Annotated in this window: 20 protein-coding genes; 7 read left to right on the top strand and 13 right to left on the bottom strand. The window is 68.5% G+C overall.

Going from position 1 to position 25,205, the window contains the following annotated elements:
- Position 1: 1 nt before the first annotated feature.
- The 7 genes from ACYVK3_RS07990 to ACYVK3_RS07960 all read right to left on the bottom strand — a co-directional run bounded on the left by ACYVK3_RS07990 (position 2) and on the right by ACYVK3_RS07960 (position 8,222).
- Entirely contained in the window at positions 2–847 is an 846-nt protein-coding gene (locus tag ACYVK3_RS07990) for a YdbT family protein (RefSeq protein ID WP_460496749.1), read from the bottom strand.
- Between the two features lie 13 nt (positions 848–860).
- Positions 861–1,019, bottom strand: a complete 159-nt coding sequence (locus ACYVK3_RS07985) for a hypothetical protein (protein ID WP_460496748.1) — start codon at positions 1,017–1,019, stop codon at positions 861–863.
- A 342-nt stretch (positions 1,020–1,361) separates the two neighbouring features.
- Positions 1,362–2,015 (bottom strand): TrmH family RNA methyltransferase, encoded by a 654-nt coding sequence (locus ACYVK3_RS07980; RefSeq protein ID WP_460496982.1) that lies wholly within the window; start codon positions 2,013–2,015, stop codon positions 1,362–1,364.
- Positions 2,016–2,205: 190 nt separating this feature from the next.
- The gene (locus ACYVK3_RS07975; protein ID WP_460496747.1) at positions 2,206–4,407 is read right to left on the bottom strand and encodes a heavy metal translocating P-type ATPase; all 2,202 of its coding nucleotides are present in this window, start codon (positions 4,405–4,407) and stop codon (positions 2,206–2,208) included.
- A 75-nt stretch (positions 4,408–4,482) separates the two neighbouring features.
- The gene (locus tag ACYVK3_RS07970; protein WP_460496746.1) at positions 4,483–4,941 is read right to left on the bottom strand and encodes a GNAT family N-acetyltransferase; all 459 of its coding nucleotides are present in this window, start codon (positions 4,939–4,941) and stop codon (positions 4,483–4,485) included.
- A 59-nt stretch (positions 4,942–5,000) separates the two neighbouring features.
- Entirely contained in the window at positions 5,001–6,920 is a 1,920-nt protein-coding gene (locus tag ACYVK3_RS07965) for an acetoacetate--CoA ligase (RefSeq protein ID WP_460496745.1), read from the bottom strand.
- 69 nt (positions 6,921–6,989) lie between these two features.
- Positions 6,990–8,222, bottom strand: coding sequence for an MFS transporter (locus ACYVK3_RS07960; RefSeq protein ID WP_460496744.1), 1,233 nt, complete (start codon positions 8,220–8,222; stop codon positions 6,990–6,992).
- Between the two features lie 210 nt (positions 8,223–8,432).
- Between ACYVK3_RS07960 and ACYVK3_RS07955 the strand changes: the two genes are divergently transcribed.
- The 3 genes from ACYVK3_RS07955 (at position 8,433) to ACYVK3_RS07945 (ending at position 10,582) form a co-directional block, all read left to right on the top strand.
- On the top strand, positions 8,433–9,101 hold the full coding sequence (locus tag ACYVK3_RS07955; RefSeq protein WP_460496743.1) for a FadR/GntR family transcriptional regulator: 669 nt from the start codon (positions 8,433–8,435) through the stop codon (positions 9,099–9,101).
- Between the two features lie 62 nt (positions 9,102–9,163).
- Positions 9,164–9,625, top strand: a complete 462-nt coding sequence (locus ACYVK3_RS07950) for an RrF2 family transcriptional regulator (protein ID WP_460496742.1) — start codon at positions 9,164–9,166, stop codon at positions 9,623–9,625.
- Between the two features lie 36 nt (positions 9,626–9,661).
- Positions 9,662–10,582 carry a YihY/virulence factor BrkB family protein gene (locus ACYVK3_RS07945; RefSeq protein ID WP_460496741.1) on the top strand — a complete coding sequence of 307 codons (921 nt, stop codon included), beginning with the start codon at positions 9,662–9,664 and terminating at the stop codon, positions 10,580–10,582.
- Positions 10,583–10,640: 58 nt separating this feature from the next.
- Here ACYVK3_RS07945 and ACYVK3_RS07940 read toward each other — a convergent pair whose 3' ends face one another.
- Positions 10,641–11,417, bottom strand: coding sequence for a VOC family protein (locus tag ACYVK3_RS07940; protein ID WP_460496740.1), 777 nt, complete (start codon positions 11,415–11,417; stop codon positions 10,641–10,643).
- A 470-nt stretch (positions 11,418–11,887) separates the two neighbouring features.
- Here ACYVK3_RS07940 and ACYVK3_RS07935 point away from each other — a divergent pair, with 470 nt between their 5' ends.
- Positions 11,888–13,855, top strand: a complete 1,968-nt coding sequence (locus tag ACYVK3_RS07935) for an HNH endonuclease signature motif containing protein (RefSeq protein ID WP_460496739.1) — start codon at positions 11,888–11,890, stop codon at positions 13,853–13,855.
- Positions 13,856–13,922: 67 nt separating this feature from the next.
- On the opposite strand, the gene ACYVK3_RS07930 is transcribed toward ACYVK3_RS07935, so the two are convergent.
- From ACYVK3_RS07930 to ACYVK3_RS07910, 5 genes are all read right to left on the bottom strand, one after another.
- Positions 13,923–14,831 (bottom strand): NAD(P)-dependent alcohol dehydrogenase, encoded by a 909-nt coding sequence (locus ACYVK3_RS07930; RefSeq protein WP_460496738.1) that lies wholly within the window; start codon positions 14,829–14,831, stop codon positions 13,923–13,925.
- The gene (locus ACYVK3_RS07925) at positions 14,828–15,157 is read right to left on the bottom strand and encodes a hypothetical protein (RefSeq protein ID WP_460496737.1); all 330 of its coding nucleotides are present in this window, start codon (positions 15,155–15,157) and stop codon (positions 14,828–14,830) included. The genes ACYVK3_RS07930 and ACYVK3_RS07925 overlap by 4 nt, the downstream gene beginning before the upstream one ends.
- A 123-nt stretch (positions 15,158–15,280) precedes the next feature.
- Positions 15,281–18,997, bottom strand: a complete 3,717-nt coding sequence (locus tag ACYVK3_RS07920; RefSeq protein ID WP_460496736.1) for a rhamnogalacturonan lyase family protein — start codon at positions 18,995–18,997, stop codon at positions 15,281–15,283.
- 196 nt (positions 18,998–19,193) lie between these two features.
- On the bottom strand, positions 19,194–20,264 hold the full coding sequence (locus ACYVK3_RS07915; RefSeq protein ID WP_460496735.1) for a PLP-dependent cysteine synthase family protein: 1,071 nt from the start codon (positions 20,262–20,264) through the stop codon (positions 19,194–19,196).
- On the bottom strand, positions 20,251–20,724 hold the full coding sequence (locus ACYVK3_RS07910; protein ID WP_460496734.1) for an Lrp/AsnC family transcriptional regulator: 474 nt from the start codon (positions 20,722–20,724) through the stop codon (positions 20,251–20,253). Before ACYVK3_RS07910 ends, ACYVK3_RS07915 begins: the two co-directional genes overlap by 14 nt.
- A gap of 227 nt (positions 20,725–20,951) precedes the next feature.
- Between ACYVK3_RS07910 and ACYVK3_RS07905 the strand changes: the two genes are divergently transcribed.
- From ACYVK3_RS07905 to ACYVK3_RS07895, 3 genes are all read left to right on the top strand, one after another.
- Positions 20,952–21,167 carry a BldC family transcriptional regulator gene (locus ACYVK3_RS07905; RefSeq protein ID WP_460496733.1) on the top strand — a complete coding sequence of 72 codons (216 nt, stop codon included), beginning with the start codon at positions 20,952–20,954 and terminating at the stop codon, positions 21,165–21,167.
- Between the two features lie 448 nt (positions 21,168–21,615).
- Complete coding sequence (locus tag ACYVK3_RS07900; RefSeq protein WP_460496732.1) at positions 21,616–23,040, top strand: glycoside hydrolase family 6 protein; 1,425 nt, start codon at positions 21,616–21,618, stop codon at positions 23,038–23,040.
- Between the two features lie 383 nt (positions 23,041–23,423).
- Positions 23,424–25,193 (top strand): glycoside hydrolase family 6 protein, encoded by a 1,770-nt coding sequence (locus tag ACYVK3_RS07895; RefSeq protein WP_460496731.1) that lies wholly within the window; start codon positions 23,424–23,426, stop codon positions 25,191–25,193.
- Positions 25,194–25,205 lie beyond the last annotated feature (12 nt).

Below are 25,205 nucleotides of genomic sequence, written 5' to 3'. Positions count from 1 at the left end.
CTCAGGCGTCCCCGCCCAGGCGGGAGTCCTTGTCGTAGGCGGTCTCCTCGGGGAGGAGGTCCTCTTCTTCCTCCGCCTCGCGCTCGTCGACGGCCTCGGGCTCGTACATCTCCTCGCACATCTGGAGGTAGAGCTCATTGGGGTTGGGCAGGTGCGGCACGTTCCGCAGCGCCTGGTCCTGGCCGGCGGACTCGATGATGAACTCGCCGTAGTTGAGCATGCGGCCCATCGGGGTCTGCGCGTACTTCATGTCGGTGACGCGTCCGAGCGGCATCATCGCGACCGAGCGCGTGATGACGCCCTGGATGAGCATGATGCGCTTGTTGGTGAGGATGAAGCGGTCCATGTACCAGTCGAGGATCTTCCACCCGACGAGGCCGAGGATCACCAGCCAGACGATGACGGTGACGGCCAGGCCGGTGTCACGCGACTCGGATTCCCACTTCATGAGCAGCCCGGAGGCGAAGCCCATGATGAACGTCGCGAGCGTGCCGACGATGTACCAGGGCATGAGGTGGACCCAGTGGCGGCGCCACTCGCCGCGGTACTTCTCGGTGGGGAAGAGATAGCGGGCCGAGATCGGCGAGGGGACGTCCGGCACGCTCGGGGCGCGCACGCCGGAGAGCAGGCCTCCGGCGGGACTGTCGTCGAATCGGACGCCGTCGATGTCGCTCGCCGCGGCGGCGGGGGCCGCGCCCATCGAGGCGGTGGCGGTGGCGGCGGCGAATTCGCGCGTGGGTTCCTCGGCTCCGGGGGCGGGGCTGTCGGCGGGGGCGCGCGGGGCGGGCGGTTCCAGCGGCTCGGTGTCCTTCTTGTCCCCCGAGCCGCCCGCACCGGTGTCGGTCATCGTGTGGTCGTCCTTAGGTCACCAGATTGGTGATGAACGAGGCGAAGCCGTTGCCGACGTCGCCGACCGCACCGAAGATCGTGCTGACAACGCCTCCGGCCTCGTCCGGCCTGTAGGCGATAAAGAACACTAGGAACGCCAGTCCGCCCCAGGTTAGAATCTTCTTCAACATCCTCACCCTCCCATCAAGGGACCTGGCCAAACGTTCGTCCCGCGCAGGCTCGTCCAGTTTATCGTACGAATATGTCTCGGCCTTTGCTTCGCCTCCGGGTCTTCGGTACGAACCGGGCCGGCATGGCCTCGCGCATTCAGCGTAACGTCTTCGTCCCGCTTCCGCCGCACTCCGCTGTGTGCCTGCGGAGCAACATATTCGCTTGTCCCACCGGGGAGACTACCTCAAGTCACCTGTACTTGGCTCAATGTAGTCACTTAGGCGAGGGACCACCAGGGAAGCGTCAGGTATCTGACACTCCGCCTACCTCCAGTCTGGCATCGAATTGGGGCGATCCGCCACCTATGTCCGGGGGTGATCTTCGAAGACGTGCTCGCGCACCCAGGCGTGCATGGCGATGCCGCTGGCCACGCCCGCGTTGATCGAGCGTGTCGAGCCGAACTGGCTGATGGAGCACACCGTCGAGCACACGCGCCGCACCGGCTCGGACAGGCCGGGTCCCTCCTGGCCGAAGACGAGGACGGCGTTGCGCGGCAGGGAGGTCGTCTCGATGGCCACCGAGCCGGGCAGGTTGTCGATGCCGACCACGGCCAGGCCCTGGGCCCCGGCCCAGATGACGAAGTCCTCCACGGTGGAGTGGTGTTCGACGTGCTGGTAGCGGTCGGTGACCATCGCGCCGCGGCGGTTCCAGCGGCGTTTGCCGATGATGTGGACGGCCTTGGCGGCGAAGGCGTTGGCGTTGCGCACGACGGTGCCGATGTTGAAGTCGTGCTGCCAGTTCTCGATGGCGACGTGGAAGTCGTGTCGGCGCAGGTCGAGGTCGGCGACGATCGCCTCGCGCCTCCAGTATCGGTAGGCGTCGACGACGTTGCGGCGGTCGCCGTGCTCGAGCAGCTCGGGATCGAGCCGGGGGTCGTCGGGCCACGGGCCCTGCCAGGGCCCGACGCCCACCGCGTGCGCCTCCGGCTCGATGTCCTCATCAGTCACACCGACTATTGGAGCACAGGGCGCGCCTTCGCCTCGTGGCCTCGTCGCGGGAGTGCGGGCCGCCCCGGCGGCTACGGGGGAAACCGACCGGGGCGACACGAAACATACTAACTACCGCTCACCTGCGAGCAGGCACACACCTAATTGAATCCCCTTGCCCCATAAGGAAACTCATCTCATCCGAACCTCCCGGCCACCGCTAGGTCCCAGTATTCACACGAGCATCTTTCGCATCGGTGGTGGCGAACGAGCGCAGGCGCTGGGAGTTGGCGGCGACCGAGACGCTCGAGAAGGCCATCGCCAGGCCCGCGATCATGGGGTTGAGCAATCCGAAGGCGGCCAGCGGGATAGCGGCGGTGTTGTAGCCGAACGCCCAGACGAGGTTCTGCCTGATGATCCGCAGGGTCCGCCGTGCCAGGCGGATCGCGTCCACGGCGACCAGCAGGTCGCCGCGCACCAGCGTCATGTCGCTGGCGGCGATCGCCACATCGGTGCCGGTGCCCATCGCGATGCCCAGGTCGGCCGCGGCGAGCGCGGCGGCGTCGTTGACGCCGTCGCCGACCATCGCGACGACCTTGCCCTCGGCTTGGAGCCGGCCGATCTCGGCGAGCTTGTCCTCGGGCATGACCTCGGCGATGACGTGGTCGATGCCGACCTCGGCGGCGACGGCCTCGGCCACGGCCCGCGAGTCGCCGGTGAGCAGGATCGGCGTCAGTCCGAGCCGCTTGAGCTCGGCGACGGCCCGCGCGCTGGTGGGCTTGACGGTGTCGGCGACCGAGACGGTGCCGACGTGCTCGCCGTCGACGGTCACGGCGACGACGGTCGCCGGATCGGCCCCGGCGACGCCGTCGGCCGAGCGGCCGATCTCGACGACCCCGCCTTCGACCTTGCCGCTCACCCCGAGGCCGGGGCGGTTCACGAAGTCGGCGACCTCGGGAAGCTCGCCGAACCGCTCACGAGCCGCCGCGGCGATGGCGCGGGCGATCGGGTGCTCCGAGGCGTCCTCGACGGCTCCGGCGAGGCGCAGGGCCTCGTCTCCGGAGTGGCCGACGACGCTCATCTGGCCGCTGGTGACGGTGCCGGTCTTGTCGAGGACGATCGTGTCGATCTTCTTGGTCGACTCGAGGACCTCGGGTCCGGAGATGAGGATGCCGTCCTTGGCGGCGCGGCCGGTCCCGATCATGAGCGCCATGGGCGTGGCCAGGCCGAGAGCACACGGGCAGGCGATGACCAGGACCGCGACGGCGGCGGTGACGGCGACGGCGAGGCTGCCCACGGCGATCCAGGCAAGGAGCACGATGAGCGCGAGAGCGACGACGATCGGCACGAAGACCGAGGAGATGCGGTCGGCGAGGCGCTGCACGGCGGCCTTGGACGCCTGGGCGTCCTCGACCATGCGCGCCATCTGGGCGAGCTGGGTGTCGCCGCCGACGCGTGTGGCGCGCACGACCAGCCGCCCGGAGGTGTTGACGGTCGCTCCGGTGACGCCGTCGCCGGCGGTGACCTCGACGGGCACCGATTCGCCGGTGAGCATCGACTCGTCCACGGCCGAGGCCCCGGAGGTCACCGTCCCGTCGGTGGCGATCTTCTCGCCGGGGCGGACGACGAACTCGTCGCCCACGGCCAGCTCCCGGACCGGGACGCGGACCTCGCGGCCGTCGCGCAGGACCGCGACGTCCTTGGCGCCGAGCTCCATCAGGGCCCGCAGCGCGGCGCCGGCGTGGCGCTTGGAGCGGTGCTCGAGGTAGCGCCCGAGCAGGACGAACGCGGTGACGCCCGAGGCGGCCTCCAGGTAGATGTTCGAGGCGGCGTCGCCGGGCTCGGCGGTGAGCGAGAACCCTTCGGACATGCCGGCGGCGCCGGCGTCGCCGAAGAACAGCGCCCACAGCGACCAGCCGAAGGCCGCGAGGGTGCCCATCGAGACGAGGGTGTCCATGTTCGCGGCCCGGTGACGCAGGTTGATCGCGGCGGCGCGGTGGAACGGCCAGCCGCCCCAGACGACCACGGGCGCGGCGAGGGTGAGCGAGAGCCACTGCCAGTTGTCGAACTGGAGCGCCGGGATCATCGCCAAGGCGATGACCGGGGCCGACAGGAGGAGTGAGCCGAAGGCCCGCTGGCGCAGGCTGCGCAGCTCGGCGTCGCCCGCGTCGGCCTCGGGCTCGGGCTCGGGCTCGTCCTCGGACGGTGCGGGGGCGACCGGGGCGGCGCCGTAGCCGGTCTTCTCCACGACGGCGACGAGGTCGTCGACGCCGACGCCGTCGGAGACGCTGACGCGGGCGCGCTCGGTCGCGAAGTTGACGCTCGCCTGCGCGCCCTCGACCCGGTTGAGCTTCTTCTCGATCCGGGCCGCGCACGAGGAGCACGTCATCCCGGTGATGTCGAGGTCGATGATGTTCGCCATGACCCGAACAATACCCCCTAGGGGTATCGATCGTCAAGGCCGGCGGCGGGAGCCGACGCGGTCGGGCGTGTCCGCTCAGGCGAGCGTGACCGCCCCGACGACCTGCCCGGCGAGTTCCTGACCCGTCGGTTCGAACCCGAGCCTGCGGTAGAAGCCTTCCGGTCCGCCCTCGCCGGGCGCCCACAGCACCGTGACGCGCCGCTGCCCGCGACGCCGCGCCTCGTCGAAGACCGCTTCGACGGCGAAGCGCCCGTACCCGGCACCCTGGTGTTCGGCACCGACGTTGAGCCGCCAGATGCCGCATCTGAAGCAGTCGAGTTCGGCGTCCGGGTCGAAGCCGCCCATCACGAACGCCACCACCTCGTCGCCCGCGTAGACCAGTCGCGGCCAGGCGGCGGCTCGATTGACGTACGCCTCGGCCAGCGAGTGGGCGACCGGCGCGACGAACCGATCCTGTTCCGGCGTCACCTTGAGCCGGCAGGCCTCGGCGACGTTGTCGCGCGTGACCGCCGCGATAGTGGGTGTCTCATGCATCAGGCCACCGTAACCGCCGGCTCTGACACTCACGGGCCCGAAGGCGGTCGGCCAGGCTCCTACAGGAAGGCGCGGAGCGCCTCCGGGTTCGCCAGCGCGTCGGTCGAGATCGCCTCCTCGGGCTTGGCGCCCTTGAGGATCTTCTTCACCGGGATCTCGACCTTTTTGCCGCTCAGCGTCCTCGGCACCGCCGGCACCTGCTTGATCAGGTCCGGCACGTGCCTCGGTGAGAGCTGCTCGCGCAGCGCCCGCTTGATGCGCTGGCGCAGCTCGTCGTCGAGCACCGTGTCTTCGAGGCAGGACACGAACAGCAGCAGCCGGTCCTCGTTCTCGTCGTCGAGGTGGACCACGAGCGAGTCGGCGACGCCGTCGATGGACTCCACGACGGCGTAGAACTCGGCGGTGCCCATGCGCACGCCGCCGCGGTTGAGCGTCGCGTCGCTGCGCCCGGAGATGACCGCCGAGCCGTGCTCGGAGATGGTGATCCAGTCGCCGTGGCGCCACACGCCCGGGAAGTCCATCAGATAGGTGTCGCGGTAGCGCTGGCGCAGCGGGTCGCCCCACAGGCCGACCGGCATCGACGGCATCGGCGAGACGATCACGAGCTCGCCCTCGCGCCCGATCGCGTGGTGCCCGTCGGGGTCGAACGACTGCACGTTCGCCCCGAGGCAGCGGCAGGAGAGCTCGCCGCGCCAGACGGGGACGGTCGGCGCGCCGCCGAGGAAGCCGGTGCACACGTCGGTGCCGCCCGAGAGGGACTGGAGCTGCGCGCTCGGAGCGACGTGCTCGTAGACGTAGTCGAAGCCGGCGTCGGGCAGGGGCGCTCCGGTGGAGCCGATGCCGCGCAGCTTCGACAGGTCGGCCTCTCTGGAGGGCTTGACGCTGCGCGAGCGGCAGGCCATGAGGAACGGCGCGGAGGTGCCGAAGAAGGTCGTGCCGGACTCCTCGGCGAGCCGCCACATGCCGACGGGGTCGGGCGCGCCGTCGAACAGGACGATCCCGGCGCCGACGATCGGTGCCGAGACGAGGTAGTTCCACATCATCCAGCCGGTCGTGGAGTACCAGAAGAAGCGGTCGCCGACGCCGAGGTCGTGGTGGAGCGAGTGCATCTTGGCGTGCTCGATCGCGATGCCGCCGTGGGAGTGGACGATGGCCTTCGGCAGTCCGGTGGTGCCCGAGGAGTAGAGGATGTACAGCGGGTGGTCGAAGGTGACCCGGTCGAATTCGATGCCGTCGTCGTAGGCGCAGAACCGGTCCCAGGTCTCGCCTTCGGGGTCGGAGCGGCCGAGGTACTGGAGCGTGACGACCTTCTCCAGGCCGGGCAGCGCGGCGGCGACCTGCCTGACCTCGGCGGTGCGGTCGATCTCCTTGGAGCCGTAGCGGTAGCCGTCGACGGCGACCAGCACCTTCGGCTCGATCTGGGCGAAGCGGTCGATGACGGCGCGGGAGCCGAACTCGGGGGCGCAGCTGGAGAAGACCGCGCCGAGGCTCGCGGTGGCGAGCATGAGCGCGAAGGTCTCGGGGATGTTCGGCATCCAGGCCGCGACGCGGTCGCCGCGCTGCACGCCGTGGCTGATCAGGCCGGAGCGGGCGCGGGCGACGGCCTCGCGCAGGTCGGCCAGGGTCCACTCGACGGGGGCGCGGGTGTCGGAGTAGGCGTGCACGAGGACGTCGTCGTCGCCGACGCCGGGCGCGGTGAGCACCGCGCGGGCGTAGTTGAAGGTCTCGTCGGGGAACCAGACGGTCTCGGGCATGGCCTCGTCGGCGAGCACGCGGTGTTCGGGGACGGTCGCCCCGAGACCGAAGTACTCCCACACCGAGCCCCAGAAGGGGCGCAGGTGGTCGACCGAGTACTGCCATAGCGCCGGATAAGAGGTGAGATCCCGCTCCTCGCGGCGCGACAGCCATTGGCTGAACCGACCGATGTTCGTCGTCTCCACCGCGTCTTGGCGCGGCAGCCACAGCACCTCGTTCGTCACGGTCGCCTCCCAACCTCCACACCAGTGTGGTCCACAGCACTATCGTGGCACGCGTGGGCAAGTGAGGCGCTATCGGGGGTTGGTTTGCGGCAATTCATCCTCGATGTACCGATCCCCGGTGATGTACAGGCCCACGGCGACATGGACTCCCATGAGGACGAAGATGAGCGCGAAGGGGAGCGTCCACGCGCCGGTGAGCCCGTGGAGCCAGCCGACGGCGAACGGGCCGATCCCGGCGAGCAGGTAGCCGCCCGACTGCCCGAAGGCCGACAGCGCCGAGGTCCCGGCCGAGGTGCGCGCGCGCAGCCCGAACAGGGTCAAAATGAGCGGGAAGACCGACATCGCGACACCCAGCACCGCCGTCCACACCCACGTGGAGGCGCCGCCGCCGAACAGCCAGAGGCCGCCTACGCCCACCGGATAGCAGGACGCGAGCGCCAAGAACACGCCCCGCTGGCGGACGGTGCGGGCGGCGATGGTCGGGACGACCATGAAGACCGGGATCTGGACGAGGGTGAACAGCCCGAGCATGGCACCGGCCGCGGCCGCGTCCATGCCCTCGGAGCGCAGGAAGGCGGTGAGCCAGCCGAGGAAGATGTAGGCCATCGCCGACTGGGTGCCGAAGGCGAGCAGCATCGCCCAGGCCAGCTTCGAGCGCCACACGCCCGCCAGTCGGGCCCCGTTGCGAGCCTCGGCGTGCCCGGCCGGCGGGCGCCACAGCAGCCAGGGGACGACGGCCAGGAGCGAGGGGACGGCCCAGACGGCGAGCGCGAGGCGCCAGTCGCCCCACCAGTGCGCGATCGGGACGGTCGCGAACGCGCCGATGCTGGTGCCGATCGCGAGGCTCGCCGAGTACGCGGTGGTCATCCGGCCGATCGAGCGCGGGAAGAACTCCTTGACGATGACCGGGACGGCGACGTTGCCGATCGCGCCCGCGGCGAGCGCGAGCAGGCTGAACAGCAGGAATGTGGCCCAGTGCCCGGCGTAGGCGCGGGCGATGAGGCCCACGCTCATCCCCACGAGGGCGCAGGTCATGACCGCGCGGGGACCGAAGCGGCGGGTCAGGCGCGGGGCGAGCGCGCCGAGGGCCGCGAAGGCGATCACCGGGAGCGTCGTCAGGACGCCGGCGACGGTCTCCGACATGCCGAGGCCGTCCTGGACTTCCGACAGGAGCGCGCCGACGCTGGTGACCGCGGTGCGGAAGTTGAATGCCGCGAGGACGACGCCGGCGACGAGCATCCAGGCGCCGAGCAGGGGCGCGCGAGTCGCGTTCGGACGGTCGATGTCGGCTGCGGCCCTCACGCGGACGTCCCCATTCTTCCGATTCCGTTACGAGCGTGCGTTCTCTTCCCTGGCGAAATGAGTCGAGGGGCGGCATGACCAGGCGGGATGCCGTCACCCTAATACATAGGATGAATTAACGGCCTGTCAACGATATCGCGATTACCGTCTGCTTTAATCCTTCTAGTGTTGGGAAACACGCAACCCCTTACTGAGAGGTCAGGTCAGCCGGTGGCATTGCAGTCGACACGCAAGTCCGCGCTCGTCGATCAAGTGATCGACCAACTGCGGCGGCAGATCAGCGACGGCGAGTGGGGCCTCGGCTCGCGCATCCCCACCGAGAGCGAACTGGCCGAACTCCTCGGCGTCGGGCGCAACACCATCCGCGAGGGCGTCAGGGCCCTCGCCCACGCCGGCCTCCTCGAGATCCGCCAGGGCGCCGGCACCTTCGTCGTCGGCCGCTCCGAGGTCACCGCCGCCGTGCGCCGCCGCATCGCCGCCAGCCCCTACTCCGACGCCATGGAGGTCCGGCGCGGCCTCGAGGTCGAGGCCGCGCGCCTCGCCGCCCGCCGGCGGAGCGAATCGGACATCGCCCGCCTGCGGATCCTCCTGGCCGAACGCGAGGCCACCCACGAGGTGAGCGACGTCGAAGCGTTCGTCGTCGCCGACATCGCCCTCCACCAGGCCGTCGCCGAGGCCAGCCACAACAAGCTCCTCGCCGAGCTGTACGCCGAGCTCGCCGACTCCCTGCGCGAGACCGTCCGCGCCGGCGCCGGCGACAACCTCGCCGAAGAGCCACACATCGACCACACCCGCGCCATCGAGGCCATCATCGCCGGCGACCCGGAGCTCGCCGCGGCCGAGACCGCCGCCTACCTGCGCGAGCTCATCGAGGACTGAGCGGCCGGCGGCCGGCGGGGATACAGTCATAACGCAGCATTCGCCGAACACGAGGAGCACCCATGCGCTTGTCCGCCCGCGTCGACTACGCCCTGAGGGCGGCCGTGTCGCTCGCCGGTTACGGCGACCGGTGGGTGTCGGCCGAGCAGATCGCAGAGGACCAGGGCATCCCCCGCAAGTTCCTCGAATCGATCCTGCTCCAACTGCGGCGCGGCGGCATCGCCTCCTCCAAGCGCGGCCCCGAGGGCGGCCACCGGCTCGCCAAGCCCGGTGACCAGATCAGCCTCGCCGACGTCATCCGCGCCGTGGACGGCCCCCTCGTCGGTGTCAGGGGCGAACGGCCCGAAGAGGTCCGCTACACCGGCACCGCCAGGGCCCTGATCAACGTGTGGGTGGCGCTGCGCGTCAACGAGCGCAACATCCTCGAATCGGTCTCGCTCACCGACGTCGCCACCGACCGGCTCCCCAACTCCGTCACCGAACTCCTCGAGGATCCCGATGCCTGGGCCATCCGCGGCTCATAGCGCGCCCGAGCGCTCCGAGTTTGACAGAATCGGCACGTGAAGTTCCCAGACCTGGGGGCATGGTGGGACGGCGTCCTCGACTCCGCCCGCACGCGCTGGCGGTTCGTCGACCACGCCCTGCGCGCCTCCGAGCGCTTCGGTGACGTCCACGGCGGCCAACTGGCCGCCGCGATGTCCTACTACGCCTTCTTCGCGGCCTTCTCCATGTCACTGCTGGCCCTGGCGATCTTCGGCTACCTGCTCAACTCCCCCAACATCTACACCACGGTGGAAGGCTGGCTCGAGACGAATCTGCCCGTGATCGACATCGGCGTCCTCGAGGACTCGCGGCAGTCGGTCACCATCTTCGCGGGGGCCGTGCTCATCGTCGCCGGGGTCGCGTGGGTGCAGTCGGTGCGCGCCTCGATCCGGCTCGCATGGGGCCTGGAGGCCCAACCCGGCAATCCCATCCTGCGCTGGCTCATCGACCTCATCGTCCTCATCGGCGTCTCGCTGCTGCTGCTCATCACGATCGGCGCGACGGCCGGCACCGAGTGGGTCCTGGCGCTGCTCGACCTCGACCGGGCCGAGGGCGCGCTGGCGCTGGTGATCCGGGCCGCGTCCGTCCTCGTGGGACTGCTGGCCAACGCGGTGCTCGCCGCGGTCCTGCTCCAGGCCCTGCCCCGCCTGGCGATGCCGCCAAGGCGCGTCTTCGCGGCATCGATGTTCGTCGCGGTCGGTCTGGAACTGCTCAAGACCGCTGGCCGGATCTACATCCTCCACGTCTCCGACCGCCCCGCCTACCAGGCCGTCACCACCGCCGTGGGCCTGCTCATCTTCCTGTACATCTTCAACCTGCTGCTGATGCTCGCGGCCGCCTGGACCGCGACCTCGCAGCGGGGCACCGCGATCGACCTCTACGAGCGCACCAGGATTGCCAACGACGGCCGCTTCAAGACGGACGAGCCGATGCCGTGAGGGCGCGGCACGGCCGAACCAGCGGACGGAGCATAGGGCCACTCGCGTTCGGTCGCCGTCATTCCTCCGGGGCGCCGGCGATCCAGGACTCCAGGTTGTCGGCGAGGTGCAGCTCCTCGGTCACCCGACGACGCTCGTCGTCGTCCAGTGGCGCCAAGGCACTGTCCAGCTCGGCCCTCAGTCCGGCGATGCGCTCGCGCTCGCCCAGGGCGACGGCCAGTTCGATGAGCGTGGCGTACGCGACGGCCCGATCCACCGGCGACGCGGCGTCGCCGTGCCGCCGCAGCGCGGAGGTGACGACCCGGAAGGCGGCCTTGTCGTCGTTCTTGAACTCCCGGTAGATGCGGGCGTTGTCCAATGCCCGCCGCAGCGGCGGCAGGTCCTTGTTGCCTCCGTACTCCAACTCCTCGGGCTCATCGCGCTGGACGAAGATGATGGAGTTGCCGGTCGGGTCCATGAGCGTGAAGCGGGTCGCGCCGCTCCGGTACCGGGTGATACGCGGCAGGCCCTTGGCGAGGACCTTGCCGTACGACTCGCGCATGGCCGCGGTGAACGCGGCGTGGTAGGCCGCGACGTCGTCGACCATGACCAGGCAGCCGCCCGCGTTCTCGTCGGCCGGGTCGGTCCCGCCGGGCGCATCGCCGTAGTGCAGCTCGAAGCCGCTCATGGCGAACGCCAGGTAGAGGTAGGGCTTGTGCATCTCATAGGTGACCGCGAAGCCCAGTGACCGGTAGAACGCCGCGGTCTCCTCACCGGAGACGCAGGGCAGCAGGGGGATAGTCGTCTCGTTCGGGCGAACACCGTTGGTGGACAACGCAGTCGGTGTGGAAGTCATGCTGGTTCCTTCGTCGGTCTCGTGGTACCGGGAAGGCTAGACCAAATCGCGGCGAACCGCCTATGGAAGTTTCGCCGGCGGCGGTGACCCGGTCCCGGCCTGCTCGAAATCAGCGCTCAGGACGCCTGGGGAGACCGGCAATGGAACTTGTCGGGGTGGCGGGAACAGTGTGGGTGAGTGGTGGCTCTGCGCTAAAGGCGTCAGCGACGAAGAGGTTGGTGGTTTGTGGAGGTTGAGCGGCGGACGTGCCGGTGGGTGTGGGCGCGGGCCGCTGCGCGGGCGGGCCGGGTGGTGTCCGGTTTGTCTTGCGGGGCAAGGCTTCTCGTGGTTCCGGGCGGCGGAAACGTGAGTGTTTTCCCACCCTAATGGGTGATGACAGAAGCCTTGTGACCTGGGAGAATAGAGGTATAGCACGAACTGGCGGAAACAGCAGGTTCGTACGAGACCTCAATGATCGAGGGAGGTGTGACATGGCCACAGCGAGCATGAAGCCCAGCAGGACCGAGCGGACCGAGCGGGCAGCGGCCATCCACACCCACCTTGACGAAGCTGCGGCCATGATCAACCAGGCCCACGCCAAAGTGCTCGCTGATGTCATCGAGGCGAAAGCGTGGAACATCCACCGCGACTGCGACGGCTTCTCCGCCCTGCGCGAGTGGCTGGTCGCCACGTTCGACTTCCACCTCCGCGTCGCCGCCGACCTCGCCGCCATCGCCCGCACCGCCGGGAAGTTCACCATCCTCGCCCAAACCGCCACCTCCGCTGCCGCGCGGATCGACCGGGTCGCCGCAGCCGTGCGCCGCCTGGACGCCACCAAGGCCCTCCGCGTCTACGCCCGGACTCCCTACCGCGAGCCGGTCCCCTCCCCGTTCGACGCGGACACCCGCTGCCCCACCCCGGAGCATCTGATCGCGCAGTACTGCATCCACGCGACGGTGAAGGACGTGCACGCCCAGCTGGACGAACTTCAGGCCGCGCTCGACTCCGGTGAGGAGTTGTTGGACGGGCTGGGGCAGCAGTCGTTGCAACGCCTGGATCTGGTGGAGACCGAGAACGGCATGTTCGTCCTCTCCGGGCTCCTGTCGGCCGACACCGGGAAGCTGTTCGCCAAACTCCTGACCACCGCCGTGCCCCCGCCGCGTCAAGACGAAGTCGACCAGGACGGGTGCCTGCCGCCTGCGGCGAACCGGCGGGCCGAGGCGTTCCACCAGGTGCTCGCGGCCCACGGGGCCGACCCGAACGCGGCCAAGCGGCACGGGCACACCGCCACCCTGCACCTGTCAGTCGACATCGAAACGTTGGCCGGGGAAGACACCGGACGCGTCCCGACCCTCGAAGGCGACCCCATCTCCCTGGGCAAGGCCCGCCTGCTCGCCTGCGAAGGCCTGGTCATCCCCAACGTGTTCAACTACCGCACCGGCGAAGCGATCGAACTCGGCCGCGCACTCCGGCTCCCCAACAGCGCACTGCGCAGGAAGTTGGAGTTGGAGCAGCCCGGCGGGTGCGCCTGGTCCGGCTGTCTCGCTCCGGTGCAGTGGACCGAGGCCCACCACATCCGCCACTGGGCGAATGGTGGGCCGACCGTGGCCGAGAACCTGATCCTGCTGTGCCGGTTCCACCACGGCCGCATCCACACCCCCGGCTGGACCATCACCAAAACCGGACCCGGTAAGGCGTTGATCGTCCACCACGAGGGGCACGAGGACACCGACCCCGACCTCACATGCGGCTGCGCCGACTGGCGCACCGACACCGACCTGGATCAGGGATTCGCCGAGGACATCGCGAACGCCTTCCCCACCGGCCTATATCCCGAAGAATGGTCGGAGACACTGAAACCCGACCTCGAAGCCGCCGCCGAACAGGCCGAGACCGAGCAGGTCATGGCCGCCGCGAAAGCCGCCCGCGCGAAAGCACGAGCACGCTTCACCACCCCGACACCCCAACCCGAGACCGCACCCGAACCGGCTTCAGCACCGGAACCGGGACAGGGACAGGGACAGGGATACGAGACTTCCACCCCGCTGACCGAGGCGAAGCAGATTCGCGAACCGGTCGGGGCCGCACCGGCACCCGACTACGGACCACCGCCGGTCTTAACCCGCCCGCTGCGGGATGCCGTGGCGGGGAAGGCACCTCATACACGGCCAGCTCGAAACCGACAACGGCTTCGAGTCCATTCCCATGCCCGCACCCCGAACCGGACCACCAGCAACGCGAATACCCGCCGCGCAGCCAGCCCCAATCCGACCCGGCACGGCACCACCGACCACCTCCGCAACGAACAACCCGACACCAGCCCACCCGCCACCGCTTTTATCGCCGCTCCAGCGCAGCCGAGCCCTCCACGACACCGATCCCGCCAGCGCACTGGCGGCCATTGCCGGCCTCCACTCGCCATCCCCGGGGCGCACCGGAGCCGCCACTCCGGGTACTGAGGCTGGCCGCCCCACCACCTCGTCATCGCTGCCTCAGCGTAGGGCCGACCACCAAGACTGGACTCGCTCAACCAAGATCCGCCACCGAGGGATCGCTCTCCTCGCCGGAGTCGCGCTCGACCATCACGACCACGTTCCCCCGCTTGCGCCCAGTCTGGACGTAGCGGTGAGCCTCTTCGATCTCCGAGAGGTCGTATTGCCGGTCCATGACTATCGCGAGCTGGCCCGACTCGATGAGGTCCCTGATGAACGGCAGCGACGTCCGCTTGTCGGACGACATCCCGGTGACCACTCTCTTTCGACTGGACGGACCGGTCCACAGCGCCAAGAAGTAGTTTCTCAGGCCGATGGTGGAGAGGTAGCGCCCATTCTCGGACAGCGATGACTTGCAGGCATTGAAGGAGCTCTTGCCGACGGTGTCGAAGATGACGTCATAGGTCTCGTCGTTTTCGGTGAAGTCCTCGCTGGTGTAGTCGAGGGCCTGGTCCGCGCCGAGCGTTTCGACCAGCTCCGCGTTCCTACCGCTGCACACCGCCGTCACTCTCGCTCCGAAGAGCTTGGCAAGCTGCACCGCATAGGTCCCGATGCTGCCGGAGGCGCCGATGACGAGGACGTTCTCCCCAGCGACGAGCTTCGCCCGCTCCCGCAGGAAGAACAAGGCGGTCGTGGCGCCGTCGACCGCCGCGGCGGCCTCCCTGTGCGTCGCGTTGCGGGGCTTGTGCGCCAGCGAACTGGTAGCGGACATGCGCTTGTACTCGGCGCACGCGCCCATGCCGAACCCCGAGAAGCCGAACACTTCGTCACCGACGTCGAACTGCTGCACGTCCGCGCCGGTCTCCACGATCTCCCCGGAGTACTCGAGGTGGGGCACCTTGAAGTTCCGGCGCGGCCGCCAGAAACCGATGACGGCCCTGCCCCACAGCGGCCGACCGCGCCGCACCAGTGTCTCGGCGGTGGTCACGGTCGTCGCGCTCATAGTGCCGCACCCCCGGTCACCGGGTGCTGGGCGTCGAAGTGCCGTTCCCACGCGGTGACGTAGGGCGGGCCGGTTCGCGGGTGCGGGACAGGTCGGTTGTGCGGGACATGCCGCAGCCTTGCCGGATCGTCGCGCTCCTCCGCCCGTGGTGCGGGCTCGGCGGCCGTGCATACGGCGATGATCCAGCGAATGAGGCGGATCAGGGTCGCGATGGTGCGGCCGTATTCGTGCTCGGGCGCGCTGTTGGTGGTCTGATGGGCGCGGGCGAGGGGTTCCGAGTCGATCAGCCAGCGGTCCCAGGCGGCCACTGAATGGTGTGTGATCACCGAGCCGATGTCAACCGCGACACGCGAACGAGCGCCGGAGGAACAAAAAGGTCGGACCGGCTTCGCCGATCCGACCTTTGGCAATGAATCGATCATTGCCTATTCATTTGTCAATCTCATCCTTCAGGCGGCCGCGCAGATCCGACCGTTCATCAGGAACATGCCCGGGCCGTCCGGGTCGCCGGTGCCCAGAAAACCGATGTGCTTGGTCTTTCCCGGCTTGAGCGGGGAGTTCCAGAACGCCGGGTCGGCGACGACCGTGTCGCTCTCGAGAGCGAACTGACCGCCCCATGAGACCTTCACGCTCTCGACACCGGCGGCCTTCCACTGGAGGTCCCAGGCGTCGATGTTGTCTTCGCCGGTGTTGGTGACCTTGATCTGGACGACGAAGCGATCGCCCGTATCCGCCACCACCCTGTAGTCGACCTCGCAGGACGCGGCGGTGTACGGCGCCTCGGCGGCGTCACCGGTGCCCTCGTACGAGATCGCCTGCCACTCCGGCTCCTCCATGTCGTAGCCGACGAAGAAGCTCGGCCACGGCGGCTGGTTGTACGACTCGTTCTGCCAGGCGATCGCCAGGCGGTACTGCGGGTCGTGCATGAGCGTCGGAATCGTGTGCTCGGTCTCGATCGTCGTCGTGTACAGCCGCACTCCGTCGTCGGATTCCTTGCGCAGGATCAGCTCCTCGCGCCAGTCGCCCATCAGGTCCGCGGTGAGCACCGGGTTGCCCTTGGTGCCGTTGTTGGTGTGCACTCCTTCGGGAGTGAAGACCTCCTCCTGCACGCCGTTCTCGTAGTCCCATTCGGCGATGAACGGATAGATCGGGACGTAATCCGGCTCGTTGAACTCGTGGTCGAAGATCTCGCGGCCCAGATCGCCGTCCCACCAGATCATGTGGTTCGCCGACGGGATCGAGGTGGAGATGAGCGTGCCGTCCGCGGCCCGCAGTTCGCCCTCGCGGGAGTTCCACGCGCCGTCGGCGCTCACCGCCCAGCATTCGGTGCCCGCGTGGTTCGGGTCGATGTCGCCGCAGGTGGCCCGGCCGATGTCGCTGTCGCCCGCGATCGACCAGATGACCTCGCCGGTCTCGCCGTCGCGCAGCGCGGCGCCGATCCCGCCCGAGCAGCTCATGCACTCGAACGGGGAGAAGATCTCCTGGCCGTCGTTCGACGGGTCCAGATCGGACACGTGCAGCGCGTCGCCGTGGCCCAGCTCGGAGCTGTACAGCGGCGTGCCGTCATCGTTGATGGTCATGGCGCCGTAAACGATCTCGTCGCGGCCGTCGAGATCGACGTCGGCGATGGACATCTGGTGGTTGCCCTGGCCGTTGTACTGCGGACCGTAGTCGGTCGACAGGAAGTGCCAGCGCCGGGTCAGGTTCTCGCCGTCCCAGTCCCAGGCGGCGATCTCCGACTTGGTGTAGATGCCGCGGCTGGTGATGAGCGACGGACTCACACCGTCGAGGTACGCCACCGCCGCCATCATGCGGTCGCCGCGGTTGCCGTAGCAGTCGCCCCAGTCGCAGATGTCGCCGCGCTCGGGCTGGTAGTCGACCGTGTCCAGCGCCGCGCCGGTCTCGCCGTCGAAGACGGTGAGGAACTCCGGACCGGTGAGGATGTAGCCGCCGTCGTTGCGGTGGTCGGCCTCGGCGTCGCCGATGACGGCGCCGACGCCGTCCACGGTGCCGTCGGCGGTCTTGAGCGCGACCTCGGACTTGCCGTCGCCGTCGAAGTCGTAGGCGCTCAGGGACGTGTAGTGCGCGCCCGCCCGGATGTTCACACCGAGGTCGATGCGCCAGAGCAGCTCGCCGCTCAGGGTGTAGGCGTCGACGTAGACGTTGCCGGTGTGGCCGGAGCGGGAGTTGTCCTTGGCGTTGGACGGGTCCCACTTCTGGATCAGCTCGTAGGTGCCGTCGCCGTCGAGGTCGGCCGCCGTGGCGTCGTTGGGCGAGTAGGTGTACTCGACGCCGTCGGGCGTGGTGCCGCCGGCGGGCCGCTCCATGTCGATGTCGATGTACTGCTCGTCCCAGACCTCGACCGCGTCGGTGTAGCCGGTCTCGACGCCGTCGACCACCGTGGCGATCCAGTACGTCGAGTTGGCCGTGCCTCCGGCGTCGGTGAGGTTCGTGCCGCTCGTCGGCTCGTCGGTGATGCGCACGCCGTCGCGGTAGACGTTGAAGGCGATGCCCTCGGGGTCGAGGCCGAGTTTGCGCCAGCCGAGGTAGACGCCGTCGTCGACGCCGACCGCCACGGGGGCGCGGTCGATGGGCTCCACCTGCTCGGCGCAGTCGGCGCACGGCTCGTCGGGTCCGTCGTCGGAGCCGGGCACGTCGCCGACGCGGGTGAGCTCGAGGCCGTTGAAGTGGCCGGTCTGGCCCGAGACGGTGACGTTGATCTGGCCGTCCTCGACGAAGATGCCCTCGAAGTCCTTGGTGGAGACGGTGCGGCTGCCCGAGTTGGCCGAACCGAAGTCGTAGCCTTCGAACGCGAAGTTCGAGCGCGCCGAGCCGAGGTAGTCGCCGACCCACACGCGGGCGGTGTAGTTGCCGTCGGGGACGTCGACGGCGAAGGTGTACTCGCCGCCGAACCAGGCGACGAAGTCGCGGCCGACCGGGTCGTCGTCGCCGCCCCTGTCGCGGTCGATGGCGGTGGCCATGTCGGTGGTGAAGCCGTAGCCGCTCTCGGCGGAGTAGGCCGTGCCGCGGTTGACCTCGGTGTAGCCGTCGGCGACGACCTGGGAAGCGGGTCCGAGGTCGAACTTCCATCCGGCGGTGGCGGTGGTGACGCTCAGCGTCGCCGAGCGCGCCGATTCGCCCTTGGCGTTGACCGCGGCGACGGCGAACTCGTACTCGGTGTCCTCGGTGAGGCCGCTGACGCGTCCCTTGCCGACGGTCGAGGTGGTGCCGAGGCGCCACTCGCCGCCGCTCTCACGGACGTAGACGCGGTAGACGTCGGCCTCGACCTCGTCCCACAGCAGCGTGACGCTGGCGTTCGCGACCGTGTCGGTCCGCAGATTCGCCGGCGCGGCGGGCACGTCGGCCGGCGGCGCGACGTCGACCACGTGCTCGGCCAGAGGCTCGTCGAGCGTGGCGACCTCCTCGGCGACCAGGCGGGCCATCTGGATGGCGCCGTACTCCTGGAAGTGGGTGTCGTCGACCGTCCCGTCGGGCCGGTTCGGATAGACCCCCGCGGGGACGTGCAGGAACACCGACTTGGCCTCTTCGGGCCCGATCTGGTCGAGGTAGGCGCGCGAGGAGGCCGACAGGTCGACCATCGCCACGCCGGTCTCCTGGTGGAGCTGGTGGACCTTCTCCACGTATTCGGGGAAGGACACGTTGAATTCGCCGGTCGCGGGGTCGAAGTCGCGTCGCGAGACCGGGGAGACGAGGACGGGGACGGCGCCGGCCTCGATCGCGCCGGCGATGTAGTGGTCGCGCAGGTACGTCTTGTAGTCGTCGGGCGGCGTGTAGCGCTCGGGACGGCTCTGCGTGGCGTCATTGTGTCCGAACTGGACGAACAGATAGTCGCCCGGCTGGATCTCGTCGAGGATGGCGTCGAGGCGGCCCTCCTCGATGAAGGAGCGCGAGGATCGGCCGCCGATCGCGTGGTTCGCGATCGTGACCTCTTCGTCGAAGTACCGGTCGAACACCTGGCCCCAGCCGGCCTGAGGCTCCCAGTACGGGTCATAAGTCTGGACGGTGGAGTCGGAGGCGAGGTAGACGGTGATCCCGTCGTCTTGGGCCTGCGCCGGCGCGGCCGTGGCGAGGAGCCCGCCTGCCGTCACCGCCGCCGCCGCGCCCGCGAGGGCCCGGCGCCACCGGGGAGGAGTTGTCGATCTCATATTCACTTCCGTAGCGAGAGAGGAGCGTCTGACCTGAATCGTTTCAAGTAACTGAGCGCATTCGGGCAAACGTTTTCTATCAAGGGGACCGTACCGGCGCTCCTCAGAAAAGTCAACACATGTCGATGTCTCTTGGGGTCCACAGTATCTGGAGCGCTCCCAAGTCGGGACGAAAGTGCTCGAGGCGCTCGATTCCCTAGTCGGGCAACAGATCCGCGAGGCGTTCGCGAGCGTCGGCGAGGTCGATGCCCTGGGAGGCGATCCACTCGTCGTCGAAGTAGGTGGACACGTAGCGCTGCCCCGAGTCGCACAGCAGCGTCACGATGCTGCCGCGCTCGCCCGCCTGGCGCATCTCGGCGATGAGGCCGAGCGCGGCGACCAGGTTCGTGCCGGTCGAGCCGCCCAGGCGCCGCCCGATCCGCTCCGAGGCCCACCGCAGGCAGGCGATGGACTCGGCGTCATCGATCTTGACCATGCGGTCGACCAGTTCGGGGATGAACGAGGGCTCGACGCGGGGACGGCCGATGCCCTCGATGCGCGAGCCGCACTCGGCCACGGCCTCGGGATCGGCGTCGCGCCATCCGGCGAAGAACGCCGAATGCTCCGGATCGGCCACGCACAGCCGCGTGTCGTGGCACCGGAAGCGCACGTACCGGCCGATGGTGGCCGAGGTGCCGCCGGTGCCGGCGCCGATCACGATCCACGCCGGGACGGGGTGGGGCTCGAGCCGCATCTGCTCGAAGATCGACTCGGCGATGTTGTTGTTGCCGCGCCAATCGGTGGCGCGCTCGGCGTAGGTGAACTGGTCCATGAAGTGGCCGCCGGACTCCGCGGCCAGGCGCTTCGCCTCGGCGACGACGGCGGTGGCGTCGTCGACCAGGTGGGCCTTGCCGCCGTAGAATTCGATCTGGGCGATCTTGGAGCGGCTGGTGGTGGCGGGCATGACGGCGGTGAACGGCAGGCGGAGCATCCGGGCGAAGTAGGCCTCGCTGACGGCCGTGGACCCACTGGACGCCTCGATGACCTCGGTCCCCTCGTCGATCCATCCGTTGCACACGGCGTAGAGGAACAGCGAGCGGGCGAGGCGGTGCTTGAGCGATCCGGTGGGGTGGGCCGACTCGTCCTTGAGGTAGAGGTCGACACCCCAGCTCTCCGGCAGCGGGAACGGCAGCAGGTGGGTGTCGGCGCTGCGGTTGGCGTCGGCCTCGACGGCGGTGATCGCCCAGTGCGCCCAGGCGCGGTCGCGGGTGCGGTCAAGCGACTCCATGCTCGTCCTCGCCGACGGGGATCGGCTGCGGCCGGTCCTCCCATTTCGTCGAGAGGGTGATGGTGGTCCGCGTCTGCGCGACGCCCGCGATGCCGCCGATGCGGTGGATGAGCTGCTCGAGGTCGGCCATCTTGGGGACGCGGACCTTGACCTGGTAGCACTCGACGCCGGCGAGGAAGTAGCACGACTCGATCTGCCCGATGGCGCGCAGCCGGTCGCAGATCTCGAGGTGGTCGGCGCTGGAATCGGGGATGATGCCGATGAGGGCCGTGATGCCCAGCCCGATGGCCTCGGGGTCGATGACCGCCTGGTAGCCGGTGATGACGCCGCTCTTCTCGAGCTTGGTCACCCGGTCCTGCACGGAGGGCGCTGTGAGACCGACTCGACGCGCCAGTTCGGCGTAGGAGGTGCGCCCGTCGGTGCGCAGCAGGTTCACGATTGTCCGGTCGATCTCATCCACCTGTCGAGGATAGCCAAAGTCATTTCTCGCCACCGGTGCCCAGCTGATGCCCGACTACTCCTAGAGGGCCTTAATCGGCTCCGAGTGCCCTGGTCATACGCCTGGTACTTTCAGGCAAAACCTACCGACCGAAAGTATGTCCAAGAACTCATGGCAGGTTTGACTGAATAGTGATGTAATGGGTTTAACCGCACGAAGTGAGTATTCATCACGGGGAGGATGGAATCATGGAGACCGAGGACCGCCTACTCACGCCTGGCGAAGTGGCCTCGCTGTTCCGCGTCGATCCGAAGACTGTGACGCGCTGGGCCGCGGCCGGTCGGATCGGCAGCATCCGCACACCCGGCGGTCACCGGCGGTTCCGCGAGTCGGAGGTCCGCGCGCTGCTCGAAGGCGACCCCGGCGCTGCGTCGAACTTCGAATCCGGCCCGAACTCGCAGTAGGCCACCACCGGGCCGCACACCGGCCCACCAGCCTCGCCGAGATGAGTGAAGGCCATAGCCTTCCGCTCGAAACCGATTGACGTACAACCGAAGCCTGGCACCGCGACGCCGGTGCCGCGCAGCTCTCCCGACGCCCGCCGCAGGGACCGATCCGGGACGAAGCGCGCGGCGGCCGGCGTTTCCGCGTGCCCTCCCTTTTGCGAAATATCCCTTTTAGAGTTATTTAGTTCTCTTGTACCCAAATGTCCACGCTTCGAAGTCGGATCAATACCCTGAGTGCACACAGATGCCGCCAACCGGATTTTTGTTGTAAATACCTCAGCCAGCCCCTTGACAGGACAGCCTCATATCGGCAAACTTCGATATGACACTGGGAGCGCTTCCGCAGGATCCCGGCACGTGCCGGACGCTCCCGGCCACTGACCACCCGACGGAATCAGGGAATGACATGGAAGTACGTCGAAGCAAGAAGAGGCGGATGGCGATCGGCGCCTTCGCCGCAGGGGCGCTCGTCGCCGGATCGATCGGTGTCGTCGCGGCGAACACCGCCGGCGCGCAGGAGGGGCCCGACGAGGCCGAGGCCGCGCAGGCGCGGGTCGACAATCCGTACGAGGGCGCGCAGGTCTACGTCAACCCGATCTGGTCGGCCAACGCGGCCGCCGAACCGGGCGGCGACGCGATCGCGAACGAGCCCACCGGCGTGTGGATGGACCGGATCGGCGCGATCGAGGGCAACGACTCCCCCACCACCGGCTCGATGGGCCTGAAGGACCACCTCGACGAGGCGGTGTCCCAGGGCGCCGACCTCATCCAGGTCGTCATCTACAACCTCCCCGGTCGCGACTGCGCCGCGCTCGCCTCGAACGGCGAACTCGGCCCCGACGAGATCGACCGCTACAAGAACGAGTACATCGACCCGATCGTCGAGATCCAGAGCGACCCGGCCTACGCCGACCTCCGGATCGTCAACGTCATCGAGATCGACTCGCTGCCGAACCTGGTCACCAACGTCTCCCCGCGCGAGACCTCGACGCCCGAGTGCGACGAGATGCTCGCGAACGAGAACTACCAGAACGGCGTCGCCTACGCGGTGTCCGAGCTCGGCTCGCTGCCGAACACCTACAACTACATCGACGCCGCCCACCACGGCTGGATCGGCTGGGAGGACTCCAACCCGGAGTACGACAACTTCAACGCCTCCGCCGAGATGATCGCCTCGATCATCGGCCGCGAGGGCGCCACCGCCGACGACGTGCACGGCTTCATCACCAACACCGCGAACTACTCGGCACTGGAGGAGCCCTACTGGGACGTCGACCAGAACGTCGGCGGCCAGGCGCTGAACCAGAACCCGGACGTCAAGTGGGTCGACTGGAACGACTTCAACAACGAGAAGGACTTCTCCGAAGCGTTCCGCGAGGCGCTGATCTCCGCGGGCTTCAATTCCGATATCGGCATGCTGATCGACACCTCGCGCAACGGCTGGGGCGGCGACTACCGGCCCACCGGCCCCTCGAGCTCCGACGACCCGATCACGTTCGTGGACGAGTCGCGCATCGACCAGCGCATCCAGAAGGGCAACTGGTGCAACCAGGCCGGAGCCGGCCTCGGCGAGCGCCCGCAGGCCTCCCCCGAGTCCTGGATCGACGCCTACGTGTGGATCAAGCCCCCCGGCGAGTCGGACGGCTCCTCTGAGCTGATCGACAACGACGAGGGCAAGGGCTTCGACGAGATGTGCGACCCCGACTACGGCGGCAACCCCCGCAACGGCAACAACCCGTCCGGCGCCAGGGACAACATGCCGATCTCGGGCCACTGGTCCTCCGAGCAGTTCCAGGAGCTCCTCGAGAACGCCTACCCGCCGGTGAATTAACCGGCCCGGCCTGGGCATACCGGCAGTGCCAGGCACCGACGGCGGGGACCGCATCCGCGGCCCCGCCGTCTTTCGCTGCGCCCGAAGGCACTCGCGGTGGCGGCGTTGCGGCCGGTGCGCCGGAGCCTCGTGGGGCGAAATGAGATGCCTTGCGCGGGAGCGGTTTCACAACATAAAGCGCTTGCCTCTCAAAGGCTTCTTGAAATATCTATACGAAAACCTTGACAGTGCATCCAAACATCGGCGATTATCAATACATCGCTTGGGAGCGCTTCCCTTGCCGCAACCGAACCCTCGAGAGATTTCGCAGCAACCTAACCCAGCGGGACCCCCATCCAGCGCCGCACGGCGGCCGGGACCTCGAACACGAAGGATATCGAATTATGCAAGTACATCGAAGGCGCAGAAGACTGGCGGTCACCGGTATGGCCGTCGCCGCGCTCGGTGCCGGTGCCCTCACCATCGCCACAGCGAACCAGGCGTCGGCCGAAGAAGGCTGCGAGGTCGACTACAACGTCATCTCGACCTGGGGCGGCGGTTTCCAGGCCAACGTCTCCATCACGGCCGACGAGCCCATCAACGGCTGGGACCTCAGCTGGGACTTCCCCAGCGGCACCAGCGTCAGCAGCGCATGGAACGTCGACTGGAGCCAGAGCGGCACCACCTTCAACGGTTCGGACGTCGGCTGGAACGGCTCGATCAGCTCGGGCCAGACCCGCGAGGTATTCGGATTCATCGGCAACGGCAGCTCGACGACGCCGGGCCAGTTCACCGTCAACGGCGACGTCTGCGACGGCCAGACCGACCCCGACCCGGACCCCACGGACCCCGATCCGACGGACCCGGACCCGACCGACCCGCCGGCGGGCGACAAGGTCGACAACCCCTATGACGGCGCGCAGGTCTACGTCAACCCGCAGTGGTCGGCCAATGCCGCCGCCGAGCCGGGCGGCGACGCGGTCGCCGACGAGCCGACCGGTGTCTGGCTCGACCAGACCAGCGCCATCTACGGCAACGACTCGCCCACGACCGGCTCCATGGGGCTGGCCGACCACCTGGACGAGGCCGTCTCACAGGGCGCCGACCTCATTCAGATCGTCATCTACAACCTCCCCGGCCGCGACTGCGCCGCGCTCGCCTCGAACGGCCAGCTCGGACCGGACGAGATCGACGAGTACAAGACCGAGTACATCGACGTCATCGTCGACATCATGAGCGACCCCGCTTACGCGGACCTCCGGATCGTCAACGTCATCGAGATCGACTCGCTGCCGAACCTGGTCACGAACGTCTCGCCGCGTGCGACGGCGACGCCCGAGTGCGATGAGATGCTCGCGAACGGCAACTACGTGAACGGCGTCTCGTACGCCGCCGCCGAACTGGGCTCGCTGCCGAACACCTACAACTACATCGACGCCGGCCACCACGGCTGGATCGGCTGGGAGGACGCCAACGCGGAGTACGACAACTTCAACGCCTCGGCGGCGCTGTTCGGCTCCCTCATCGGCGAGAACGGCATGACGGCCGACGACGTGCACGGCTTCATCTCCAACACCGCGAACTACTCGGCGCTGGAGGAGCCCTACTGGGACGTCGACCAGAACGTCGGCGGCCAGGCGCTGAACCAGAACCCCGACCTGCCGTGGGTCGACTGGAACGACTTCAACAACGAGAAGGACTTCACGCAGGCCCTGCGTGAGGAGCTGATCGCCAACGGCTTCAACGAGAACATCGGCATGCTGATCGACACCTCGCGCAACGGCTGGGGCGGCGACTACCGGCCCACCGGCCCCTCGAGCTCCGACGACCCGGTGACCTTCGTGGACGAGTCGCGCATCGACCAGCGCATCCAGAAGGGCAACTGGTGCAACCAGGCCGGAGCCGGCCTCGGCGAGCGTCCCCAGGCCTCGCCTGAGCCCTGGATCGACGCCTACGTGTGGATCAAGCCCCCCGGCGAGTCGGACGGCTCCTCTGAGCTGATCGACAACGACGAGGGCAAGGGCTTCGACCGCATGTGCGACCCGACGTACGGCGGTAACGAGCGCAACGGGAACAACCCGTCCGGCGCTAGGGACAACATGCCGATCTCGGGCCACTGGTCCTCGGAGCAGTTCCAGGAGCTGCTCGAGAACGCGTACCCGCCGATCAACTAACAGGGCGAGCGG

It is taken from the genome of Glycomyces tarimensis, assembly GCF_054776215.1.
Note: the sequence above shows the minus strand (reverse complement) of the source record. Positions and strands in the feature narration are given on the sequence as shown.